22 protein-coding genes are annotated in these 20,239 nt (G+C 69.1%); 12 read left to right on the top strand and 10 right to left on the bottom strand.

The features are described from left to right. The first annotated feature begins 29 nt into the window (after positions 1–29). A complete protein-coding gene (locus TU34_RS02215; RefSeq protein WP_045821209.1) occupies positions 30–1,067 on the top strand; it encodes a sigma-70 family RNA polymerase sigma factor in 1,038 nt (345 codons plus the stop codon). 28 nt (positions 1,068–1,095) lie between these two features. On the opposite strand, the gene TU34_RS02210 is transcribed toward TU34_RS02215, so the two are convergent. Continuing rightward, entirely contained in the window at positions 1,096–1,506 is a 411-nt protein-coding gene (locus tag TU34_RS02210; RefSeq protein WP_045821208.1) for a VOC family protein, read from the bottom strand. Between the two features lie 147 nt (positions 1,507–1,653). Here TU34_RS02210 and TU34_RS02205 point away from each other — a divergent pair, with 147 nt between their 5' ends. From TU34_RS02205 to TU34_RS02195, 3 genes are all read left to right on the top strand, one after another. Further along, positions 1,654–2,907, top strand: coding sequence for a sensor histidine kinase (locus tag TU34_RS02205; RefSeq protein WP_045821207.1), 1,254 nt, complete (start codon positions 1,654–1,656; stop codon positions 2,905–2,907). After that, positions 2,900–3,565, top strand: a complete 666-nt coding sequence (locus tag TU34_RS02200; RefSeq protein WP_045821206.1) for a response regulator — start codon at positions 2,900–2,902, stop codon at positions 3,563–3,565. The genes TU34_RS02205 and TU34_RS02200 overlap by 8 nt, the downstream gene beginning before the upstream one ends. Positions 3,566–3,650: 85 nt before the next feature. Further along, complete coding sequence (locus TU34_RS02195; RefSeq protein ID WP_045821258.1) at positions 3,651–4,211, top strand: hypothetical protein; 561 nt, start codon at positions 3,651–3,653, stop codon at positions 4,209–4,211. A 65-nt stretch (positions 4,212–4,276) separates the two neighbouring features. On the opposite strand, the gene TU34_RS02190 is transcribed toward TU34_RS02195, so the two are convergent. Both TU34_RS02190 and TU34_RS02185 read right to left on the bottom strand, forming a co-directional pair. Next, positions 4,277–4,618 (bottom strand): helix-turn-helix domain-containing protein, encoded by a 342-nt coding sequence (locus TU34_RS02190; protein ID WP_045821205.1) that lies wholly within the window; start codon positions 4,616–4,618, stop codon positions 4,277–4,279. Positions 4,619–4,704: 86 nt separating this feature from the next. Beyond that, complete coding sequence (locus TU34_RS02185; protein ID WP_045821204.1) at positions 4,705–5,463, bottom strand: TetR/AcrR family transcriptional regulator; 759 nt, start codon at positions 5,461–5,463, stop codon at positions 4,705–4,707. Positions 5,464–5,562: 99 nt separating this feature from the next. Between TU34_RS02185 and TU34_RS02180 the strand changes: the two genes are divergently transcribed. From TU34_RS02180 to TU34_RS02165, 4 genes are all read left to right on the top strand, one after another. After that, positions 5,563–7,083, top strand: a complete 1,521-nt coding sequence (locus TU34_RS02180) for an MFS transporter (protein ID WP_045821257.1) — start codon at positions 5,563–5,565, stop codon at positions 7,081–7,083. Positions 7,084–7,200: 117 nt separating this feature from the next. Then, entirely contained in the window at positions 7,201–7,437 is a 237-nt protein-coding gene (locus tag TU34_RS02175; RefSeq protein WP_045821203.1) for a hypothetical protein, read from the top strand. Positions 7,438–7,507: 70 nt separating this feature from the next. Beyond that, positions 7,508–7,723, top strand: a complete 216-nt coding sequence (locus TU34_RS02170) for a hypothetical protein (RefSeq protein ID WP_045821202.1) — start codon at positions 7,508–7,510, stop codon at positions 7,721–7,723. Between the two features lie 75 nt (positions 7,724–7,798). Further along, positions 7,799–8,482 carry a histidine phosphatase family protein gene (locus TU34_RS02165; RefSeq protein ID WP_045821201.1) on the top strand — a complete coding sequence of 228 codons (684 nt, stop codon included), beginning with the start codon at positions 7,799–7,801 and terminating at the stop codon, positions 8,480–8,482. A gap of 27 nt (positions 8,483–8,509) precedes the next feature. On the opposite strand, the gene TU34_RS02160 is transcribed toward TU34_RS02165, so the two are convergent. From TU34_RS02160 to TU34_RS02140, 5 genes are all read right to left on the bottom strand, one after another. Next, the gene (locus TU34_RS02160) at positions 8,510–9,541 is read right to left on the bottom strand and encodes a phosphotransferase family protein (RefSeq protein ID WP_045821200.1); all 1,032 of its coding nucleotides are present in this window, start codon (positions 9,539–9,541) and stop codon (positions 8,510–8,512) included. Then, positions 9,538–10,767: an acyl-CoA dehydrogenase family protein gene (locus TU34_RS02155; RefSeq protein ID WP_045821199.1), complete on the bottom strand. Its 1,230-nt coding sequence runs from the start codon at positions 10,765–10,767 to the stop codon at positions 9,538–9,540. The genes TU34_RS02160 and TU34_RS02155 overlap by 4 nt, the downstream gene beginning before the upstream one ends. Before the next feature lie 45 nt (positions 10,768–10,812). Continuing rightward, entirely contained in the window at positions 10,813–11,454 is a 642-nt protein-coding gene (locus TU34_RS02150) for a TetR/AcrR family transcriptional regulator (protein ID WP_045821198.1), read from the bottom strand. A gap of 92 nt (positions 11,455–11,546) precedes the next feature. Next, positions 11,547–11,909, bottom strand: a complete 363-nt coding sequence (locus tag TU34_RS02145) for a YidH family protein (protein ID WP_045821197.1) — start codon at positions 11,907–11,909, stop codon at positions 11,547–11,549. After that, positions 11,906–12,577 (bottom strand): TetR/AcrR family transcriptional regulator, encoded by a 672-nt coding sequence (locus TU34_RS02140; protein ID WP_045821256.1) that lies wholly within the window; start codon positions 12,575–12,577, stop codon positions 11,906–11,908. The genes TU34_RS02145 and TU34_RS02140 overlap by 4 nt, the downstream gene beginning before the upstream one ends. Before the next feature lie 107 nt (positions 12,578–12,684). On the opposite strand from TU34_RS02140, the gene TU34_RS02135 reads away from it, so the two are divergent. Then, positions 12,685–13,578: an alpha/beta fold hydrolase gene (locus TU34_RS02135; protein WP_045821196.1), complete on the top strand. Its 894-nt coding sequence runs from the start codon at positions 12,685–12,687 to the stop codon at positions 13,576–13,578. A gap of 2 nt (positions 13,579–13,580) precedes the next feature. After that, positions 13,581–15,170, top strand: coding sequence for an FAD-dependent monooxygenase (locus TU34_RS02130; protein WP_045821195.1), 1,590 nt, complete (start codon positions 13,581–13,583; stop codon positions 15,168–15,170). On the opposite strand, the gene TU34_RS02125 is transcribed toward TU34_RS02130, so the two are convergent. Next, complete coding sequence (locus TU34_RS02125; RefSeq protein ID WP_238981133.1) at positions 15,143–16,525, bottom strand: amidohydrolase family protein; 1,383 nt, start codon at positions 16,523–16,525, stop codon at positions 15,143–15,145. The two genes, TU34_RS02130 and TU34_RS02125, sit on opposite strands and share 28 nt — an antisense overlap. A 5-nt stretch (positions 16,526–16,530) precedes the next feature. Beyond that, positions 16,531–17,358 (bottom strand): alpha/beta fold hydrolase, encoded by an 828-nt coding sequence (locus TU34_RS02120; RefSeq protein WP_238981130.1) that lies wholly within the window; start codon positions 17,356–17,358, stop codon positions 16,531–16,533. Between the two features lie 122 nt (positions 17,359–17,480). Between TU34_RS02120 and TU34_RS02115 the strand changes: the two genes are divergently transcribed. Continuing rightward, positions 17,481–18,713, top strand: coding sequence for an MFS transporter (locus TU34_RS02115; protein ID WP_045821254.1), 1,233 nt, complete (start codon positions 17,481–17,483; stop codon positions 18,711–18,713). Positions 18,714–18,715: 2 nt separating this feature from the next. Further along, positions 18,716–20,239 carry a phytoene desaturase family protein gene (locus tag TU34_RS02110; RefSeq protein ID WP_082079759.1) on the top strand — a complete coding sequence of 508 codons (1,524 nt, stop codon included), beginning with the start codon at positions 18,716–18,718 and terminating at the stop codon, positions 20,237–20,239.

The raw sequence follows: 20,239 nt of genomic DNA, 5'->3' as shown, positions 1-20,239 counted from the left end.
ACTGTCCGATTCTTCGTACCCTGGCACGCATGACAGCCCAGCCCACCGCACCGGCAGCGAAGACATCCGCTCAGACGGTCACCGACAGCGAGTTCCTCGAGATCATCGAGCCATACCGTCGCGAGATCATGGCGCACTGCTACCGCATGATGGGCAGCCACCACGATGCCGAGGACCTGTTGCAGGAGACCTACATCCGGGCCTGGCGCGGGTATGCGGGCTACGACCAGAGGGCGTCGGTGCGCACCTGGCTGCACAAGATCGCCACCAACACCTGCCTCACCGCACTGGAGAGCAAGAAGCGCCGTCCGCTCCCCAGCGGTCTGGGCGGCGACGCCTACGACCCCGAGGCACCTCTGCTGCAGGACCACGAGGTCCCGTGGCTCGAGCCCTACGCCGATGATGCCGCGGCACCTCCGGAATCGGCCGATCCGGCTCAGGTAGTGGGCTCACGCGAGTCGATCCGGCTCGCGTTCATCGCGTCGCTACAGCACCTGCCCGAACGACAGCGGGCCGTCCTCATCCTGCGTGACGTGCTCGCCTGGCGCGCCGCCGAGGTCGCCGACACCCTAGGGCTCACGGTCGCGACCGTGAACAGCCTCCAGCAGCGCGCCCGGGCCCAGCTCAAAGAGGTTGCCCCCGAACGCGACTCGGTGACCGAGCTGGACGAGTCCACGAAACGCGCGACCCTCGAGCGCTATGTGGCCGCGTTCCAGGACTACGACGTCGACGCGATCGTGTCGCTGTTCACCGACTCCTCCATCTGGGAGATGCCGCCGTTCACCGGCTGGTATCTCGGTGGCGAGCAGATCGGGAAGCTCATCCGCGGCAACTGCCCGGCCGAGAAGGCGGGCGATCAGATCCTGCTGCCGACCACCGCCAACGGCGGGCAGCCGGCGTTCGGGCTGTACATGATCGGCGACGACGGCGTGCACCGCCCGTTCCAGCTGCAGGTCCTCGATCTCGACACCGACGGCTCGGTGCGCCACGTGGTGGCGTTCTTCGCCGGCGACCTGGTGGCCGAGTTCGCGCGTTTCGGCCTCCCGGCCACCGCATCCAACGACTGACGGCCCACAGGGCGCCCCAGAGCGAGGGCTATTCGGCGGGCATCTGCGTGGGGTCCATCCACACGACCTCCCACGCGTGGCCGTCGAGATCACGGAAGCTGCGGCCGTACATGAACCCGTGGTCCTGCGGATCGGTCCACTGCGACGCACCGGCCGCGAGCGCTGCGTCGGCGAGGGCATCGACCGCTTCACGACAGTCGGCGGAGATGGCGAGGAGCGCCTCGCGCGAGGTCGCCGTGTCGGTGATGTCGCCGTCGGCGAGGAACGAACGGAAGCGGTCGGTCTGCAGCATCATCACGGTCGCCATGTCGCTGAGCACGACGCTGATGGTCGTCTCATCGGAGAAGGCCTCGTTGATGTCGAACCCGAGACCGGTGAAGAACGAGCGGGAGGCCGAGACATCGGCGACGGGCAGGTTCACGAACAGCATGCGGGACATGGGGGCTCCTCCTGGGTGTGGTCGCCGCGGGATCGCGGCGGGTCACCGATGAAGACCGGGGCTGGGGCGAGAACTCATCGGTGCCGTCTCGGATCAGTCTTTGGCCGGGTGCGCGCACGGGCATCGATGGGTCACGATGGGACGACCATGTCGATCTCTGCGATGCCGGGTCCCGGGAGTCCGCCGGCCGGCAGCCTGCGCCGCCCCTGGCTGCCGGGTGCGGTGCGCGCCGAACTCGAGGACGACCCGCGCCCGCTGACGGGTCGTCGCAGTCCCCGCGACGTCGTCGTCGACATCCTCGTGATCGCCCTGGCGGCCTTCATCGGTCTCGTCGGCGCGCTGCCCTATTTCCACGGACACACGATCGACCTGCCGGTGGACCTCACGGTCGGTGCGATCGGATGCCTGCTGCTGGTGTGGCGGCGACGCTGGCCGCTGCCGATCGCGATCATCGTCAACATCATGTCCATCCCGTTCGCCGGTGCGGGTGGCGCGGCGTATCTCGCGATCTTCTCCCTCGCGGTGCATCGCCCTTTCCGACACTCCATCGGCGTCGCGGCGCTGGGTATCGCCGCGGGCATGGCCAACCTCACGATCATCGGTGACGACAACGGCTTCTTCTTCAACGCCATGTTCCTGGTGCTGTTGATCGCGGTGGCCGTCGGGTGGGGGACATCGGTCCGCAACCGTCGCCAACTGCTGATCTCTCTCGCCGAACGTGCCCGCCGCGCGGAATCCGAACAGCGCGAACGACTCGGGGCCGCGCGGGCAACCGAGCGTGAGCGTCTGGCGCGGGAGATGCACGACGTGCTGGCCCATCGGATGAGCCTGCTCTCGGTGCACGCGGGCGCCCTCGAGTACCGCCCCGATGCGCCTGCGGAGGACATCGCCCGCGCGGCCGGGGTGATCCGCAGCGGTGTCCACCAGATGCTGGAGGACCTGCGGGACGTGATCCTCATGCTGCGTGAGGAATCCGACGATCTCGCCGCGCAGACCCATTCGTTGCCCGACGTGCCGAGCCTGTTCGCCGAGGCCCGTCAGGCCGGCGCGGTGATCACCCCGCACATCGAGGTCGATCGCGCCGACGACGTGCCCGGCGTGGTGGGTCGCGCGGCGTTCCGGATCGTGCAGGAGGGATTGACCAACGCGCGCAAGCACGGTGGCCGGGTACCGGTGGCGGTCGACATCGCCGGTGGGCCCGGACACGGACTGTCGATCTCGGTGAGTCAACCTCTCAACCACAGCATCGGACTCCCCGAGATACCCGGCACCGGAACGGGTCTGACCGGACTGAACGAACGCGTGACGCTGGCCGGTGGTGAACTCATGCACGGCGTGATCGACCACCGGTTCGTACTGAGCGCGCGACTTCCCTGGGAGACAGGAGCGGTGGATGCCTGAGGCGATACGACTGTTGCTCGTCGACGACGAGTGGCTGGTGCGCGCAGGACTGCGCACGATGCTCAGCGGTGATCCCGACATCGAGATCGTCGGCGAGGCGGCCGACGGCGACGGGATCGCCGAGCTGGTCGCCGAGACCGGCGCCACGGTGGTGTTGATGGACATCCGCATGCCCGGGGTGAACGGGCTGACCGCCGCCGAGCGTCTTTGCGCGCTGCCGTCGCCGCCGCACGTCGTGATGCTGACGACCTTCGACGCCGATGATCTCGTGGTCGCCGCGCTGCGGGCGGGTGCCAGCGGATTTCTCCTGAAGGACACCCCGCCCGCCGATCTGGTCGCCGCGCTGCACGCCGTCGTCGCCGGCGATCCGATCCTGTCGCCGCAGGTCACGCGTCGGTTGATCGAGCAGGTCACCGAACCCGACCGCGACGCCCGCTCGGCCACGGCGACCCGTCAGATCGCCGACCTCACGCCCGGCGAACAGCGCGTCGCCGTCGCTGTGGCGCAGGGTCTCTCGAACGCCGACATCGCTCGCGAGCTGTTCGTGACGGTGGCGACGGTGAAGAGCCACATCTCGCACATCCTCGACAAGTTGGCGTTGACCAACCGCGTGCAGATCGCCCTGCTGGTGCACGACGCGGGAGTGCAGCGCACCTGAACCTGCTATGTCCATTGTGTCCGATTGGTGCGCAATGGCTTTCGGATCGCTAGGTGGTCGAGCACCGCTGTGGTAGGCAGTGTCGATGAAGAAACTGCTGACCGTCCTCGTCCTGCTGCTCGCGCCGGTGCTGATCGTGTCCGGCTGCAAGTCGTCGTCGGATTCGGCGTCGAGCAGTGCCGCCCCGACCAGCGCCGCGGTGGCCAGTTCGGCGGACTCGGGTTCGACCGACTGCCCGACGAGCAACACCACCTCGTTCGCGAAGACCAAGTTCGTCCTGCACAGCGGTCTCGCGTTCGGCGCGTTCCACCGCTACCTCTACAAGCCCTACAAGGCGGGCACGTTCAAGAAGGGCGCCGACGGCCGGATCACCGCCACGGTCAAGGGCGGTGTCGCGGCCCTGTTCATCAAGCGTGAGGTGCGTCTGGCGAGCGAGGACGTGAAGGCGAACCCGACCCTGTGCAAGGCGATCGCCGCGCCGCTGGCCAAGGTCGGCGGCACCGTCGAGGCCGCCTTCGACAAGCTCAAGGGCGGCGACGCCTCCGGGGTCGACGCGGTGAACTCGTCGATCAGCTCGATCAGCTCGTCGTCGAGCAAGAACGGCGTCGACATCAAAGAAGACGACAATCCCAACATCGGCGGCTGAGCCGCCCCGGAAGCACAGGCGGCTGAGCCGCCCCGGAGTCACAGGCGGCTGAGCCGCCCCGGAGATCAGGCGACGGCGCGCATGGCGACCTTGTCGCCACCGGGATGTGTCGTGGGTGCGGGTGCCGGGATGGCGCGGGTCGTCATCTCGGTGAGCAGGTCGACGAGGTTGCCGCCGAGCGCACGGGTGACGGCACCCACGACCTCCGACGACGCCTCTTTCTGACCTCGCTCGATCTCCGACAGGTAGGTCATCGAGACGCCGGCCCGCTCGGCTACGTCCTTGAGGGTCCGTTCCTGGCGTCGGCGTGCCGACCGCAGGGTGTCGCCGAGCAGCTGCCGCAGGAGTGGAGGCGCGGGGGCCGGTTCCGGGTCGGCCGGTGCCACCACGTGGAGATGATCTGCCATCGATGCCTCCGGCTGTCGTCGGGATATGTGCTCCCCAACGTAGTGCGGCCTCGACACCGCACGCCGCACCGACGAGCCGATTCCGCTCACAGCGGATCACTTCCGACGACGGTGTCGATGCGGGCCGCGATCCCGTCGAGCACGACGCCGAGACCGAACGCGAGTTCGTGCCCGTAGAACTCCGACGGCTCGCCCGAACGGATCTCCTGCGCGGCGCGCAGGAGTGCCGGGTAACGCTTCTCGTCGACGATCGCCGCGATCGTGGACTCGTAGGAGCCGTCGTCGGGCGTCGGCGTGCCATCGGGTCCGATCGCCCCGAGCTGCATCGCCTGGCGGACGTGGTTGCGCACGAAGCCGTCGAGGACCAGGAGCGACGACAGGGTGTCCTGTGCCCCGAGTGGCGTGGCCTCGAGGGCGCGCACCCCCATCTCGGTCCAGGCCAGCACGTTCGGGGTGAGCGGCGCCGCGGTCAACGGCACCGACACCACCCACGGGTGGGCGACGAGAGCATCGGCCAACGCCCGTGACCATCGGTGGGCCCGCGCGCGCCATTCCTCGCCCGCACCCCAGCGCAGGGTCGGCCGCCCGTAGGCCTCGTCGAGCATGACCATCAGCAACTGGTCCTTGGAGTCGACGTAGCGGTACAGCGACATCGTCGTCATCCCGAGGGCGGCGCCGACGGCCTTCATCGACACCGCGTCGAGTCCATCCCGGTCGGCGATCGAGACGCCCGCCGCACCGATGTCCCTGATCCCGACACCGGGCTTCGGCCCCCGCCGCACCTTGACCTCGCGGTCCCACAGCAGTTCGAGATACCGCGGGAGTGCGGAGGCGTCGCCGGTCATGGCGCCATCGTAGATGAACTGCTTGCGCGATACGCAGATACCTTCTACCATCAGCGTGCGTGATAAACAGTTAATGAGGTACACAGATAGGAGATGCCGATGTCCGCTCGTCGATCACCTTGGTGGGGCCTGGTCGCGTTGTGCCTGCCGATGCTGCTCGTGTCCATGGACGTCTCGGTCCTGTTCTTCGCCGTCCCGTTCATCTCGGCCGACCTCGATCCCAGCCCCGCGCAGCAGCTCTGGATCTTCGACGTCTACGGATTCGTCCTGGCCGGGCTTCTGCTGACGATGGGCGCGGTGGCCGACCGCGTGGGCCACCGCCGACTGTTGATGGTCGGAGCCGTTGGGTTCAGTGCGGCGTCGATCCTCGCCGCCTACGCCGACAGCGCCGCCACCCTCATCGCCGCCCGGGCACTGCTCGCCGTCGCCGGCGCCACCCTCATGCCGTCGACACTGGCGCTCATCCGCCACCTGTTCGACGACGCGAGACAGCGGGCCACCGCCGTCGCCACCTGGTCGGCGGTGATGTCCGGCGGGGTCGCCGTCGGGCCGATCATCAGCGGCGTGTTGCTCGAGCACTTCTGGTGGGGCTCGGTGTTCCTCATCAACGTCCCCGTGATGGTCGCGCTCGTCGTCGTCGCTCCCCTGCTGCTGCCCGGCGGAACCGGCGACCGATCACGTCGGATCGATCTCGCGAGTTCGGTTCTCGCGCTGGCGACCCTGCTACCGATCGTGGGCGGGGTGAAGGCCCTGAGCACTGACGGTGTGAGCGCCGACCGGATCGGTGTCGTCGTCGCCGGGGTGGTGGTCGGTGTCGTTTTCGCGCATCGCCAACTGCGCCTGGCGCATCCCTTGATCGATCTGCGGATGTTCTCCGACCGTCGCTTCGCCACGTCCATCTGGATCAATCTGATCGCCATGTTCGGCGTCATCGGGAACGCGATCCTCATGACGCAGTACCTGCAGTCGGTGCTCGGGTTCTCACCGCTGCGCGCTGCCCTCTGGAGCCTGGCTCCCAGCGTGGTCGTCGCGTTCGCCGCGCCTGCCGCGACGAGCCTCGCGGCGCGTCTCGGTCGACCCGCGGTGATGAGCGGTGGTCTGGTGGTCGCCGCGGCGGGATTCGCGGTGCTCGCCACCATGACCGGTCCCGCGTCGCTGCCCGCGGTGCTCGTCGGTGCGGGACTGCTGGCGGCGGGACTGGTCGCGACGACCGCATTGGTGGCCGACCACGTCGTGGGTGTCGCACCGTCCGATCGGGCCGGGTCGGTTGCCGGTCTGCTCGAGACCACCAGCGAGCTCGGCGGTGCGCTCGGCATCGCCGTCCTGGGCTCCGTCGTCAACGCGCTGTATCGCAACGCTTTTCCGGCCGGCGTACCCGGCGCCGACACGGCGGCGCGCGAGAGCCTCGCGGGCGCCGTCGCGACCGCAGGGCGCATGGGTAGCGGTGTCCCCGGCGCCGGCCGGGAGGTCCTCGACTCCGGGCGCGACGCCTTCGTCTCCGGTCTGCACGGTGCGGCACTCGCCGGTGCTGTCCTCCTCGCCGTCACCGCGATCGTCTGCCTGCGGATGCTCGGGGTACGCGACCGCGCACCAGAGGTCAGGAGCGAGGTCGATGTCTGAGATCCGACGAAATCCACCAAGCCTCCGCCGCACACTTGCTACCGTACAAATGCCCGGTACTGCAGAATCCGGTGCCGACGGCGCACTCCACGCCCGTTCTCGTCGTCAGGGGGACCGATGGTCACCGTCTCACGCACTGCACGCATCCGCCTCGGCTCGATCCTCGCCGCAGCCACCGTCGCCACCGGTGTCGGTCTCGCCCTCCCCGCGACGGCCAACGCCGCACCGGTCACGAAAACGATCACCGTCGACGCGAAGACCGCCGGCGCGAACGGGGTCTTCGCCGACAGCGGCGTCGTCGCCGTCGCGGGCGCCCCGATCACCCGTCAGCGCCACCGGAACCGCCACCTATGACCCCACCATCACCCCGGTCGGACCGAACGGGCGCACCGGTGTCGTGTGCGGTTCGCCGAGTTCACCCTGTGTGATCGGCGGCCAGAACTACGTTGCACTCATCGGCAAGGTCGGGACGGCGGCCCCGGTGCTCGTCGGCGCCGGACCCACGATCCTCTCCGGCACCGGGCCGGTGACGTTCGCGATCAACGACAACATCAACGGCTACTTCAACAATTCGGGGAGCTTCACTGTCACGCTCACCTACACGCCGCCCTGCACCGGCATCTTCTGCTTCGGTTCCTAGGGCCCGACCCGATCCGACCTGCCGGTGGCGCACCCATTGCGTCACCGGCAGGCCCATGCCCGCGATGATGGACACATGGGTGTTCTCTATCTGGTACGGCACGGGCAGGCGCGTGCGCAGGCGTACGGCGCGGGCGCGTGGGCACAGCACGAGGGTGGTCTGACCGAACTCGGCGCCGACCAGGCACGTCGGGCCGGCGTCGCGCTCGCCGCACGTGTCGGTCGCATCGACCATGCCGTGTCGGGTGACCTGGCGCGACAGCGCGAGACCCTCGCCCGCATCCTCGCCGAGTTCCCCACCACACCGGACGGTGAACTCGAACCCCGCCTGGACCCACGGTGGAACGAGTACGACCTCGACGCCATCATCAGCGACACCGACCGCACCGAGAGCCCGACCGAGAAGCGGTTCCAGGCCCACCTCGACGACTCTTTACGGGACTGGATCGCCCGTCGGGTCGTGGGGTCGGAGACCTGGGCCGACTACCGGTCGCGCGCCGACGCCGCGATGGACGACGCTGTCGCACAGGCCGGTTCGGGCCGAACGGTGCTCGCGGTCTCCTCGGCCGGCACCATCTGTGCGGTGCTCGCCGGCCTGTGGGGTCTCGACGACGAACGTTGGCTCACCCTGGCCCGCACCATGATCAACACCTCGATCACCAAGATCATCGTCGGCGGGTCGGGCTGTTCGATCGTCTCGATCAACGACCACGCCCACGTCGATCTCGTCGCCGACCGTTCGCTGATGACCTTTCGCTGAGCGTCCGGCGGTCCGTCGGTATCGGCGTCAGTCCGAGGTCTGCAACGCCCGGAGTCCGGTGGCCATGAACTCGGCGGTGGCCTCGGCGGCCTTCTCCGCACCCGCACCCGACGACGAACCCTGCAGGGCGCGGTAGGCGATGCCCTCGCCGATCACGCCGAGTTTGAAGTTCGCCAGCGCGAGATAGAAGTTCCAGTGCGCCATGTCGACCCCGGCGGCGACCGCGTAGCGCTGGGCGAGTTCGTCGGTGTCGGGGTAGCGATCGCTGGTCCACGCCGCCGACAACCCCAGCACCCGATCGAAGATGGGCTGGCGGTAGACACACATCAGAGCGACGTCGGTGAGCGGATCGCCCAGCGTCGACATCTCCCAGTCGACCACCGCACGAACCACTCCCGGATCGTCGACGCCCAGGATCGTGTTGTCCACGCGGTAGTCGCCGTGCACGATCGCGTTCGCGCTGTCGGTGGGGATGTTCTCGGCGAGGGCCGCGGACAGCTTGTCGACATCGGGCAGGTCGCGGGTCTTCACGATCTCCCACTGTCGGGTCCAGGTCTTCACCTGCCGCGCGACGAAACCCTCCGGCCGACCGAACTCGCCGAGCCCGACCTCCTGGTGGTCGACCGCGTGCAGATCGGCCAGGCTCCGGATGAGTGCATCGACGTTGCGGTCGACGGTGGCGTCATCGAAGGCGTCGAGATCCGCAGCGGACCGGATGACCGTGCCGTCGACGAACCCGACGACCGTGCACGGCGCGCCGAGGACGTCGCCGTCGGCGTCGAACGCGATGGTCGGCGCGACCGGAACGGCGGTGTGCTGCAACGCCTGCGTCACCGTCCACTCACGGTTCATGTCGTGCGCCGAGGGGGTGAGTCCACTCGTCGGCGGGCGTCGCACCACCCACTTCGTGGTTCCGTCGGAGGCGATGAACGTGAGGTTCGATCGGCCACCGGCGATCAGCTCGACCTCGAGATCGCCGGCGAGGTCGATGCCGTGTCCGGTGAGGAAGGTCGTCAGCGCGGCCACATCCATGCCGGGCAGGTCTGCCGACAGGTTCATCGAGCGGTCCCGGCGCGCTCGTTCTCCGCATGGATCTTCTTCTTCGCCTTGCCCACGGCACGTTTCGCGAGAGCCCAGCGGTGCACCTCCGACGGCCCGTCGTAGATGCGGAACGGGCGGAGTTCCTGCTGCAGGCGTGCCAGCGGGAGGTCGTCGGTGACGCCGGTGCCGCCGCACATCTGGATGCTGCGGTCGAGCACACGCGAGTACGCCTCGGCGGCGAACGTCTTCGCGATCGAGGTCTCGTCGCCGGCGTGGTGGCCGAGATCGAGTTCGTGGCAGGCCTTGACGAGCAAGGCGCGCGAGGCGGCGAGGTCGATCACGTTCTCGGCCACCATCTGCTGGATCATCCCCAGATCACCCAGCAGGGTGCCGAACGCCTCGCGGCGCGCCACGTAGTCGACAGCGACCTCATGTGCCCGCACAGCGACACCGAGCCATCGCATCACGTGCGTCATGCGGGCGGGGCCGAGGCGCACCTGGGCGTAGCGGAAACCCTCGTCGACCTCGCCGAGCACGTTCTCGTCGGGCACGAACAGGTCGTGGAACCGGATCTCGCAGTGCCCGCCGATACCCGCCTTGTCGATGGTGCCGACGTGACGGACGATCTCGATCGCCGGATCGGGTGCCGGCGCGAGGAACATCGTGGCCCCGCCGCGGCTGCCGGGCTCGCCCGAGGTGCGCGCCATGATGATGTAGAAACCCGCGCCGTCGGCACCGGTGATGAACCACTTGTGGCCGTTGATCTTCCAGCCACCGTCGGTGCGGGTCGCCGAGCTGCGCAGGGCCGATGGATCGGCGCCCGCACCGGGCGCGGGCTCGGTCATCGCGAACGCCGACCGCACGTCACCGGCGGCGAGCGGGGCGAGGAACTGCTGCTTCTGACCCTCGCTCGCGATGTGGGAGAGCATGTGCACGTTGCCCTCGTCGGGCGCGCCGATGTTCAGCGCGATCGGGCCGAACAGGGAACGGCCGCCGGCCTCGAACACCGGTGCACGGTCGGACATGTTGTAACCGAGGCCGCCGTACTCCACCGGCGCGTGCGGCGCGAAGATGCCTGCCGCCTTGGCCTTTCCCTGCATCTCCACGCGCAGGTCGTCGCCACCGGCCGCGGTCATGTCGCCGACGAACTCGTCCTCGAGCGGCAACACGTAGTCGGCGATGAAACGTTCGGTGGCCGCAACGGTCTCGCTCACATCGGTGTCGTATCGAAGTTCGACAGCCATGGCGTACTCCTCCTCCTCGGTCCGCTGGTGCGGCGCTGTGATCGGTCAGTCTCGACGCGCGGCGTCACCGACGTAACCGACGGTGGCGCGGGCGATCCCGCGGAAGCGGGTGACGATCTCGTCGGGCGAGAGACGCCCCTCGGGCTTGTACCAGGTCGACACCCCCACGCACATGGTGGTGACGGCGCGTCCGGTGTCCTCGGGGACCTCGGTGATGAACACCCCGGCGCGCACGCCGGCGACGATGATGTCGTCGACCATGCGCTGCTGTTCGCGCCGTTTGCTCGTGTAGTTCTTGCGGTAGTCGTCGTCGAGGCTGCGGATCTCGGTCGAGCCGATGAACGCCTGCGCGCGCCGATGGATGTGGAACTGCAGGAGCGTCTCGACGACGGCGTCGAACTGGTCGACGGGGTCGTCGCCCGCAGCGGCGATCGACTGCTCCGAGCGCCACAGCAGATCGGCCATCGTCAGTTCGAGCAGACCCTGCAGCATCGACTGCTTGGACGGGTAGTGGTGGTAGAGGCCCGGCACCGACAATCCGGCCCGCGCCGCGATCTCCCGAACCGACGTCCCGTGGTACCCCTGCTCGGCGAAGGCCGCGAGCGCGGCGGCCAGCGGCACGGGGAGATCGGCCCGGCCGTAGTCACGCCAGGCCTCGGTCACGGCCAGCGGCGACTCTTCGGTCATGAGACCAACCTAGTGCGCCGCCGCCCCTGCGTGTCACCCAGTCCCTACCGAGCGTTCGCCCGGGCGTGTCGGTGCAGGTCACACCGGCGTGCTCAGCTCGCCAGGCCCGCGATCACGGCGATCACCGACAGCACGACGACGCCGGCGATCACGGCCCACACATGCGCCGGACCGGGCATCGGGGCGCCGTCGCGCAGGGCCACTGTGGTCCGCCGCCACCGCACGCCCCCTGCGATCGCGGCTCCGGCGCCGAGCACGATGAGACCGATCCCGACGACGTCGCGCACACCCTGCGAGGAGAAGTCGGGCAGCACGTGGAGGACGGCCATCCCGGCGGCGATCAGCCCGAGGGCGGTGCGGATCCAGGCGAGCACGGTGCGCTCGGCGGCGAGGGTGAACCGGGCGTCGACGGAACCGGGTGGGCGGTTCTCGCGCGCGTCGGTGTCGTCGCTCATGGCGTCACCGAGCTCTCTCCGACCGCGGTCTCGAGTCCCGCGATCAGCATCGTCAGTCCGAAGGTGAACTCCTCCTCGAGCGGGACCGGAACCTCCGCGGCGACGGCCATCGACGCGGGGAAATCGGCAGGGTCGACCGCTTCCCAAGCCGCGACCTGCTCGATCGCGGGATCGTCGGTCCGCAACTGCGCGGCGAACCCCAGCACGTACCGGGCCACCGTCACCCAGGCGCGCACCGCGAGGCCGGCGTCGAATCCGGCGTCGAGCAGCATGGCGAGTGCGCGTTCGCGGAGCGCAAGGGCGTGGGGTCCGACCGGGGTGTTCTCGATCATCAGAGGTGCCACATTCGGGTTCCGGCGCAGCACCTCGAACATAGTCCGCGCCGCGGTTGCCAACGAGTCCTGCCAGGCCTTCACGTCACTGTCGTCCACGCCGGGGTGCGCCGCCATCTCCGCGAACATCTCGTCGACCACGTGAGCGATCAGCTGCGGACGTCCCTCGAAGTGGCGGTAGAGCGTGGCCGTGCCCGAGCCCAGACGTTGGGCGAGGGTCCGCATCGAGAGTGCATCGGCGCCCTCGTCGTTCAGCAGCGCGATCGCGGTCGCGACGATGCGGTCCAACGGAACCGGCGGCCGACCGCGCCCTCGTGACCCTGACGGCGTGCTCATGACGTCGAGTATGACGGGCTTGACCACCCGCCTTAATTTAGGCAACACTGTATCCATAACTAGGTCGCCAGTGCGCCCGACAGGCCACCGAGGGAGGGAAGCCGTTCATGGAGTACTTCCTCGACGCCCGCGAGGATCGAGCGCTCACCCCGCGCACTCGAGCCGCACTGCGGGGCGCGTTCATCGCGCTCTCCGACGGCGTCACCCATTACGAGCTGACCGGTCCACCCGACGGCGATGTCGTGGTGCTCACCGGCGGGATCACAGTTCCGTTGTTCTATTGGGACGACACCGTGGCGGCGTTGCACGACAGAGGGTTTCGGACGCTGACCTACAGTGCCTACGGCCGTGGGTACTCCGACAGAGTCCGTGGCCGGTACGACGAGGACCTGTTCGTCCGGCAGCTCACGGAGCTCATCGAGGCCCTCGCCCCACCGGGGCCAAACCATGTCGTCGGTGCGTCCATGGGTGCCTTGGTCGCGATGGAGTACACGCGTCGTACCCCCACCGCGGTGCGCTCGCTCGCCCTCATCGGACCGGCAGGGGTCAGTTCCCGCCCCCTCACCCAACGGCTGCTGACGATCAGCGACCGTGTGACCCGCGTCGTCGCGCGACGATGGGGACGCCGGGTGTTCGACGAGCATCGACGACGCAACATCACCGACCCGGAGTCGGCTGCGCGACTGCAGGCGATGATCGCCGACGCCTATCGCCACGAGGGATCGCTCTACGCGTTCTTCTCCACCCTCGGGCACTTCCCCCTTTTCGACCGCGGATCGCTCTACGCCGCGATCGGATCGCTGGCGATCCCGACCGTGCTCATGTGGGGCACCGATGATCTCGTCACCCCCATCGACGCCCTTGATCACGTCCGCGACCTCCTGCGTCCCGACGAACTCCGCGTCGTCGAGGACTGCGGGCACATGGTGCCGTTCGAACGTCCCTCGCTCGTCGCCGAGACCATCGCCGAGTTCGTGACCCCCGACAGGAAGCCGCTGTAGTCATGATGTCGTCCACCACCGATGTCCTCGTCGTCGGAGCCGGGCCCACGGGCACCGCTCTGGCGATCGACCTGATCCGACGCGGCGTGTCGGTGCGGCTGATCGACAAGGGGATCGAATCGTTCGACGGGTCGCGCGCGAAAGGGATTCAGCCCCGCACGATGGAGGTGCTCGAGGACCTCGGCGTGATCGAGCGCATCGTGGCCGAGGGGAGTCCGTACCCGAAGATGGGCATCCACCTCGGACCGCTGACCGTGCCCAAGCGGATGATGGCGGCACCGAGCAAGAGTCCCACCGTGCCCTACCCCGACGTCTGGCTCATTCCGCAGAACCGCACCATCGCCGCCCTGCACTCCCGCTGCGAGGACCTGGGCGGCCGTGTCGAACCGGGGACCGAACTGACGTCGTACACGCCGTCGGCGACCCGTGTCGTCGCCGAGGTGACGGGCCCCGACGGACCCGAGGAGATCACCGCACGCTTCCTCGTGGGCGCCGACGGCGGCAGCAGCCGCGTCCGCAAGGGGGTGGGTATCGGGTTCACCGGCAGCACCGACGACGCCGATCGCATGCTGATCGTCGACGCCGCCGTCGACGGGGTCGACCTGTCCCGCAGTTATTGGCACGTGTGGCCAGGGCTGCGCGGTCGGTTCGTCGGCGCCTGTCCCCTGCCCCACTGCGACCTGTTCCAGTGGATGATCCGTCTCTCGCCCGGCGAGGACCCGCCGGTGGGCGTCGAGGCGATCTCCGCTCGCATCCGCAGCCAGACCCGGATGTCGGGTCTGCGCCTGCGGTCGGTCGAGTGGCGGTCAGTGTTCCGGCCCAACATCCGTCTCGCCGAGACCTATCGACGTGGTCCGGTGCTCCTCGCCGGCGACGCTGCGCACGTCCACACACCGGCCGGGGCCCAGGGCATGAACACCGGCATCGGCGATGCCCACAACCTCGGCTGGAAGCTCGCTCAGGTCATCGCCGGCGGCGACGACACCCTCCTCGACACCTACGAGGCCGAACGGCGGCCGATCGCCGCGGCGGTCCTCGGGCTGTCGACCGAGAAGTACCAGGGAATGGGCAGACTCGATCCCGCCAGCCTGAAACGCGGGACCGACGAACAACAGCTGACCCTGACCTACCGCGGCGGCCCGCTGGCGCCGACGAGGACATCGGATCCCTCGGCGGTCACGGCCGGCGACCGCGCACCCGACGTCGCGCTGCGACTCGCCGACGGGACGCCGATCCCACTGTTCGAGATCCTGCAGGGCCCGCAGTTCACGGCGATCGCGCTTGGCTCCTCGGCGACCGCCGCTCTTACGCGCCTGGACTGGCCGGCCACAGGCGCACCGGTGCGCCGGGTCGCGGTGGTCGCCCGATCACTCGCCGGCGACGACGCGCACGAGTCGATCGAGACGGTCACCGATCCCTCGGACCGATTCGCCGACACCTACCGACTCGTCGACGACGCGATCGTGCTGATCCGGCCCGACGGGTACATCGGCGCGATCATCACCGGCGACCTCGTCGCAGCGACCGCGGCCGCCGCCCTCACCCTCACCGCGATGGGGGTCGGTCATTCCTCGCGCGGGCCGATGAACTGACGGTGAACCACCCGTCGGACGACTTCTCGCCGTACCCGACGGTGCACGCCGTCGGCTCGGAGGTGGCCGACCAACCGTGAGCCCGATCGCCACGCCCGGGCTTGGAGGTCGGCCACGTCGACGCCGACGAGTGCGTGATCCCTTTTGCGCCACCGGCCGTCAACGAGAACGGCCTCGACCGTTCCGGGATGGGCGTGCAGAGCCGCGGCGACAGGATCGTGATGCGGCCACATCGCGACGCCGGTCGCGTCCACGACGAGCAGGTCGGCACGCTTGCCGACCTCGAGCGTGCCGACGGAGTCGGCGAGACCGAGCGCGTGTGCACCCCCTATGGTGGCCCACCGCAATGCATCCCAGGTGCCGCTTGCCACCGACTCCGCGATCATGCCGGTGGCCGCCAGCGAGCGCTCGTGTTCGGCCGCACGGTGCCGGCTCAGCGCGACCCGCGCCGCGACGCGGACGTCGCCGGACCCGAAGGCGTCGCTGTCGGTACCCAGCGACAGGATCCCGCCGCTCGCCGCCACCTCGGAGAGGATGTCGGCTCGATGTCCCTGCCCCAGTTCGTTCTCGGGGGTGCTGGTGAAGGTGACGCCACGGTCGAGCAGCCGCCGCAGCAGCGGGGTCGGGATCTGGGTCCCGTGCACGATGTTGACCCGCGGGCCCCACAGTCGGTGGCGGTCGACGGTGTCCCAGGCGTCGCCGGGCACCCCGTTGCTCTGATGCATCGTCACCACGACACCGCGCTCGCGCGCCGCGGACATGTCCGCGACGGCCGTGGTCGCCGACGACAACTGGGGTCCCTTGATCGCCATCCCCGCAGTGATCAGCGATGTGGTCGCGACCGGGCCGTCGACGAGACGGTCGAACACGGCGAGGTCGTGGGTGCGCTCGCGCAGCCCGTGCGGTGTGCCGTGCAGGAACACAGCCCGGATGCCCGACTCGACGAGCCCGCCGATCGCGCCGACCGCGTGCTCGTGGGTCAAGCAGTTGTGACACCAGTCGCCGATCGTGGTCACCCCGGCGTCGATCTGCGCCGTGGCGCCCAGGGCCGTGCCGACACGCATGTCGTCGGGTGAATAGCGGTGCGCGGCGTCACCGTGCACCCGGGCGAGGTATTCGGGGAGCGTCCAATCGGCGCCGACGAGACGCAACGCGGACTGCCAGGTGTGCAGGTGGGCGTTGACCAGACCGGGGGTGATGATCCGCCCGGCGAGGTCGACGACGTCGGCGCGACCCGGCGGCACGATTCCGACGCCGATCTCCGTGATCACGCCGTCGACGACGAGGATCTCGGCCGCTTCGTGGCGGGGTCGGTCGTGGGCCATGGTGATCACCGTCGCCCCGGTCAGCAGCATCGCGCTCACGACATCGACCTGTGATCGGCGAGGAACGCCGCGAGGTGGCGCGCCACCCAGTCCGGTTGTTCCTCCGGCAGGAGGTGACCGCCGTCGGGATGGACGCGTTCGGTCGCGCCCGGGATGTCGCGGGCGAAGTGTGACGGGATGCTCGCGCTGGTGAGAACCAGTGTCGGCGTGGTGATCCGAGCGAGCTCCCCGGTGCGGTCGATCTGGTCGGTGTTCACGAGGTCGACGAACGCTCCGCGATGCCCCGGGCGCGACCAGAAGCCGTGGACCCGGTCGACCATCGCGTCGTCGACGATGGTCGATCCCGGACCGACCGCACCACGGAGGTTCCGCTCGACCGCACCCCGTGGCATCGCCCGCCGCAGGATCGGACGCATCCAGGGACTGCGGGCCAGGGCCATTCCCGTCGGCAGCTCCTTCTCCGGATAGCCCGTGGCGTTCACCAGGACCAGTGCACCGACCCGGTCGGGGTGGTCGAGCGCCAGATTCCAGGCGATGTTGCCGCCCAGCGAGTTGCCGAGCACGGCGCAGAGCTCGACCCCCAGTGCGTCGAGGAGTCGGGTCACCACGTCGACGTAGGCCGCGATCCGGTAGTCGCGACGAGGATGGGGGTCGGTCATCCCGAAACCCGGGAGGTCGAGTCGGATGATGTCCATACCCGGACCGAGCCCAGCGACGACGCCGTCGACGTGCTCGAGCGACGACGCCGTCCCGTGCAGCAACAGCAGCGTCGTCCCGGTTCCTGATCGCCGGTAGCGCATCGACATGCCGTCGACCTCGAGGAACCGGTCGGCGAGCGGGTCGGAGGAGAAGCTGTCTGCCACGGGTCGGATCCTCGTCGTAGGCGGGTCGGGCTAGTTTCGGATACATCGTATCCAAATACCTCTGAAGGGGTACCGATGTCGGCCGATTCGACATGCCCGAGCCCATCGCGCAGCGTTGGGACATGACCGACACCGACATCACCGCGTCCACGGCCGACGCCGGCGAGCGCGGGATCAGTCGCGCACTGGTCGCAGTGTTCGCGATCACCGCAGGTGTGACCGTCTCGGCGATCTACTGCCTGCAGCCTCTGCTGGAGGAGATCCGCGGCGACTTCCACATCAGCTCGTCCACCACGAGCCTGGTGGTCACCGCACCCCAGCTCGGCTATGCCGCGGGCCTGCTGTTGCTGGTGCCCCTCGGCGATCGGCTCGACCGTCGCGTGTTCGCACCTGCGTTGCTGGTGGCGTCGGCGATCGCACTGCTGGTGTCGGGCCTGGCGCCGAACTTCCCGATGCTGCTGGTGGCGTCATTGGCGGTCGGTGTCTTCGCGGGCACCGCGCAGGTCGTGGTGCCGTGGTCGTCATCGTTGGCCGCGCCCCACGAGCGGGGTCGTGTGGTCGGGACCGTGATGAGCGGCCTGCTGATCGGCATCCTGCTGGCGCGTGTGGTCAGTGGACTCATCGCCGGTCTCGGCGGGTGGCGGCTCGTGCTGTTCGTGACCAGTGCGCTGATGCTGGCGCTCGCGATCGTGGTGTTCACCTCGACGCCGTCGGACGGTCCGCGATCGACACAGCCCTACGGTCGGCTGCTGCTCTCGGTCGCGACGATGGTCCGCGACGAGGCCGTGCTCCGACACCGGATGCTGCTCGGCTTCCTCACCATGTTCGGCTTCAGCGCCATGTGGACCTCGGTGGCGTTCCTGCTGGCCGGGACCCGTGGCGAGCACTACCACTTCAGCGAGACCGCCATCGGGCTGTTCGGCCTCGCCGGGGTGGCCGGTGCGGCCGGCGCACCCCTGGTGGGTCGCCTCGCCGATCGTGGACGGTCGCGCCTGGCGACCACCTCGGCGTGGCTGATCATCATCGTCGGCTGGTTCGCGCTCGGGTGGTCGGGAGAATCCCTGGTGGCGTTGATCATCGGGCTGCTGGTCTTCGATCTCGGCGTGCAGGCCTCGCAGCTGTCGAACCAGACCGCGATCTACGCACTCGCACCCGAGGCGCGCAGTCGTGTGACGACGGCCTACATGGTCACCTACTTCCTGGGCGCGGTCGCGGGATCGGTGTGCTCGGGTGTCGCCTACGGCGTCGCCGGATGGCTCGCCGTCTGCGCGATCGGTCTGGCCGCCGCCGTGGTCGGACTCGCGCTGTGGGGTGCGTTCGACCGACTCGAACGCCGAGCCGCCGCTAGCGTGTGAGCGTGCAGACCTTCGACGACATCGTCATCGGCGCCGGCCACAACGGGCTCACCACCGCCGCGTACCTGGCCCGCGCCGGACGCCGGGTACTGGTGCTGGAGCGCTCCGGTCACGTTGGTGGCGCCTCGATCTCGGCGCAGGTTTTCCCCGGTGTCGATGCGCGGTTGTCGCGGTACTCGTACCTGGTGTCGCTGATGCCCCGATCGATCATCGCCGATCTCGACCTCGACGTCCGCCTGGTCCGTCGACGCTTCTCGTCCTACACGCCGGTTCCGGGACAGCCCGGGACAGGACTGCTGGTCGACAACGGCGACACCGACGCCACGCGCCGATCCTTCGCCACCGTCACCGGGTCGGACGCCGATCACGCTGCGTGGCAACGGTTCTACGATCGCATGGGTCGACTGGCGCATCGCGTGTTCCCGACGGTGACCGAGCCATTGCGCTCGGCATCGGAGATGCGGTCACTCGTCGACGACGACGAGCTGTGGTCGGCGCTCGTGGAGCGGCCGATCGGCGAGCTCATCACCTCGACGTTCACCGACGACACCGTGCGCGGCGTGGTCGCGACCGACGCTCTCATCGGCACCTTCACCGACTTGGACGACACGTCGCTGCGGCAGAACATCTGCCTGCTCTACCACCTGATCGGTGGCGGCTCGGGCGACTGGGACGTCCCGATCGGCGGGATGGGTGCGGTCAGCGGAGCGCTGGCGCGAGCAGCTGTCGCGGCCGGCGCGGACATCCGCACCGGTGTGCGCGTCGAGGCGGTCGACCCCGACAGCGGCGTGGTGTCGTGGGCCGGTGGCGAGGCCCGCGGCGCGATGGTGCACGCGGGATGCGCACCGAGCGTGCTGAACTCGATGCTGGACGAGCCGATCGACACCGAACCGGCACCGCGAGGGGCGCAGTTGAAGATCAACCTGCTGCTGACCCGCCTCCCCCGCCTGCGCGACACGACCGTCGATCCCGCCGCCGCGTTCTCGGGGACGTTCCACATCAACGAGAGCTTCGAGCAGATCCAGTCGGCCTTCGCCGACGCCGCGGCCGGTCGGATCCCGCGGGTGCCGCCCTGTGAGATCTACTGCCACACACTGTCCGACCGCAGCATCTTCGGCCCGGGACTCGACGACATGCACACCCTGACGCTGTTCGGACTGCACATGCCGCCGGACCTCTTCGTCTCGCCGGGGGCACGCGACCGTGCTGTCGAGGCCACGCTGGCGTCGCTCGATGCGGTCCTCGCCGAACCGATCCGTGACGTCATCGCCGTCGACACGAACGGCGTCCCGTGCATCGAGGCGAGGTCGCCGCTCGACCTGCAGGAGTCGGTCGGGCTACCCGGGGGCAACATCTTCCACCGGTCGCTGCAGTGGCCGTGGGCCGAGACCGACGCCGAGATCGGCACGTGGGGTGTCGAGACCCGCCACCCCCGGCTCACGATCTGCGGCGCCGGCGCGCGACGTGGCGGAGGTGTCAGCGGCATCCCCGGCCACAACGCCGCGCGGTATGCGCTCGAGCGATGA

Source organism: Williamsia herbipolensis (assembly GCF_000964005.1).
GTDB classification, from domain to species: domain Bacteria; phylum Actinomycetota; class Actinomycetes; order Mycobacteriales; family Mycobacteriaceae; genus Williamsia_A; species Williamsia_A herbipolensis.
The sequence above is the reverse complement of the archived record's forward strand: the minus strand, read 5'-3'. Positions and strand labels throughout refer to the sequence as shown.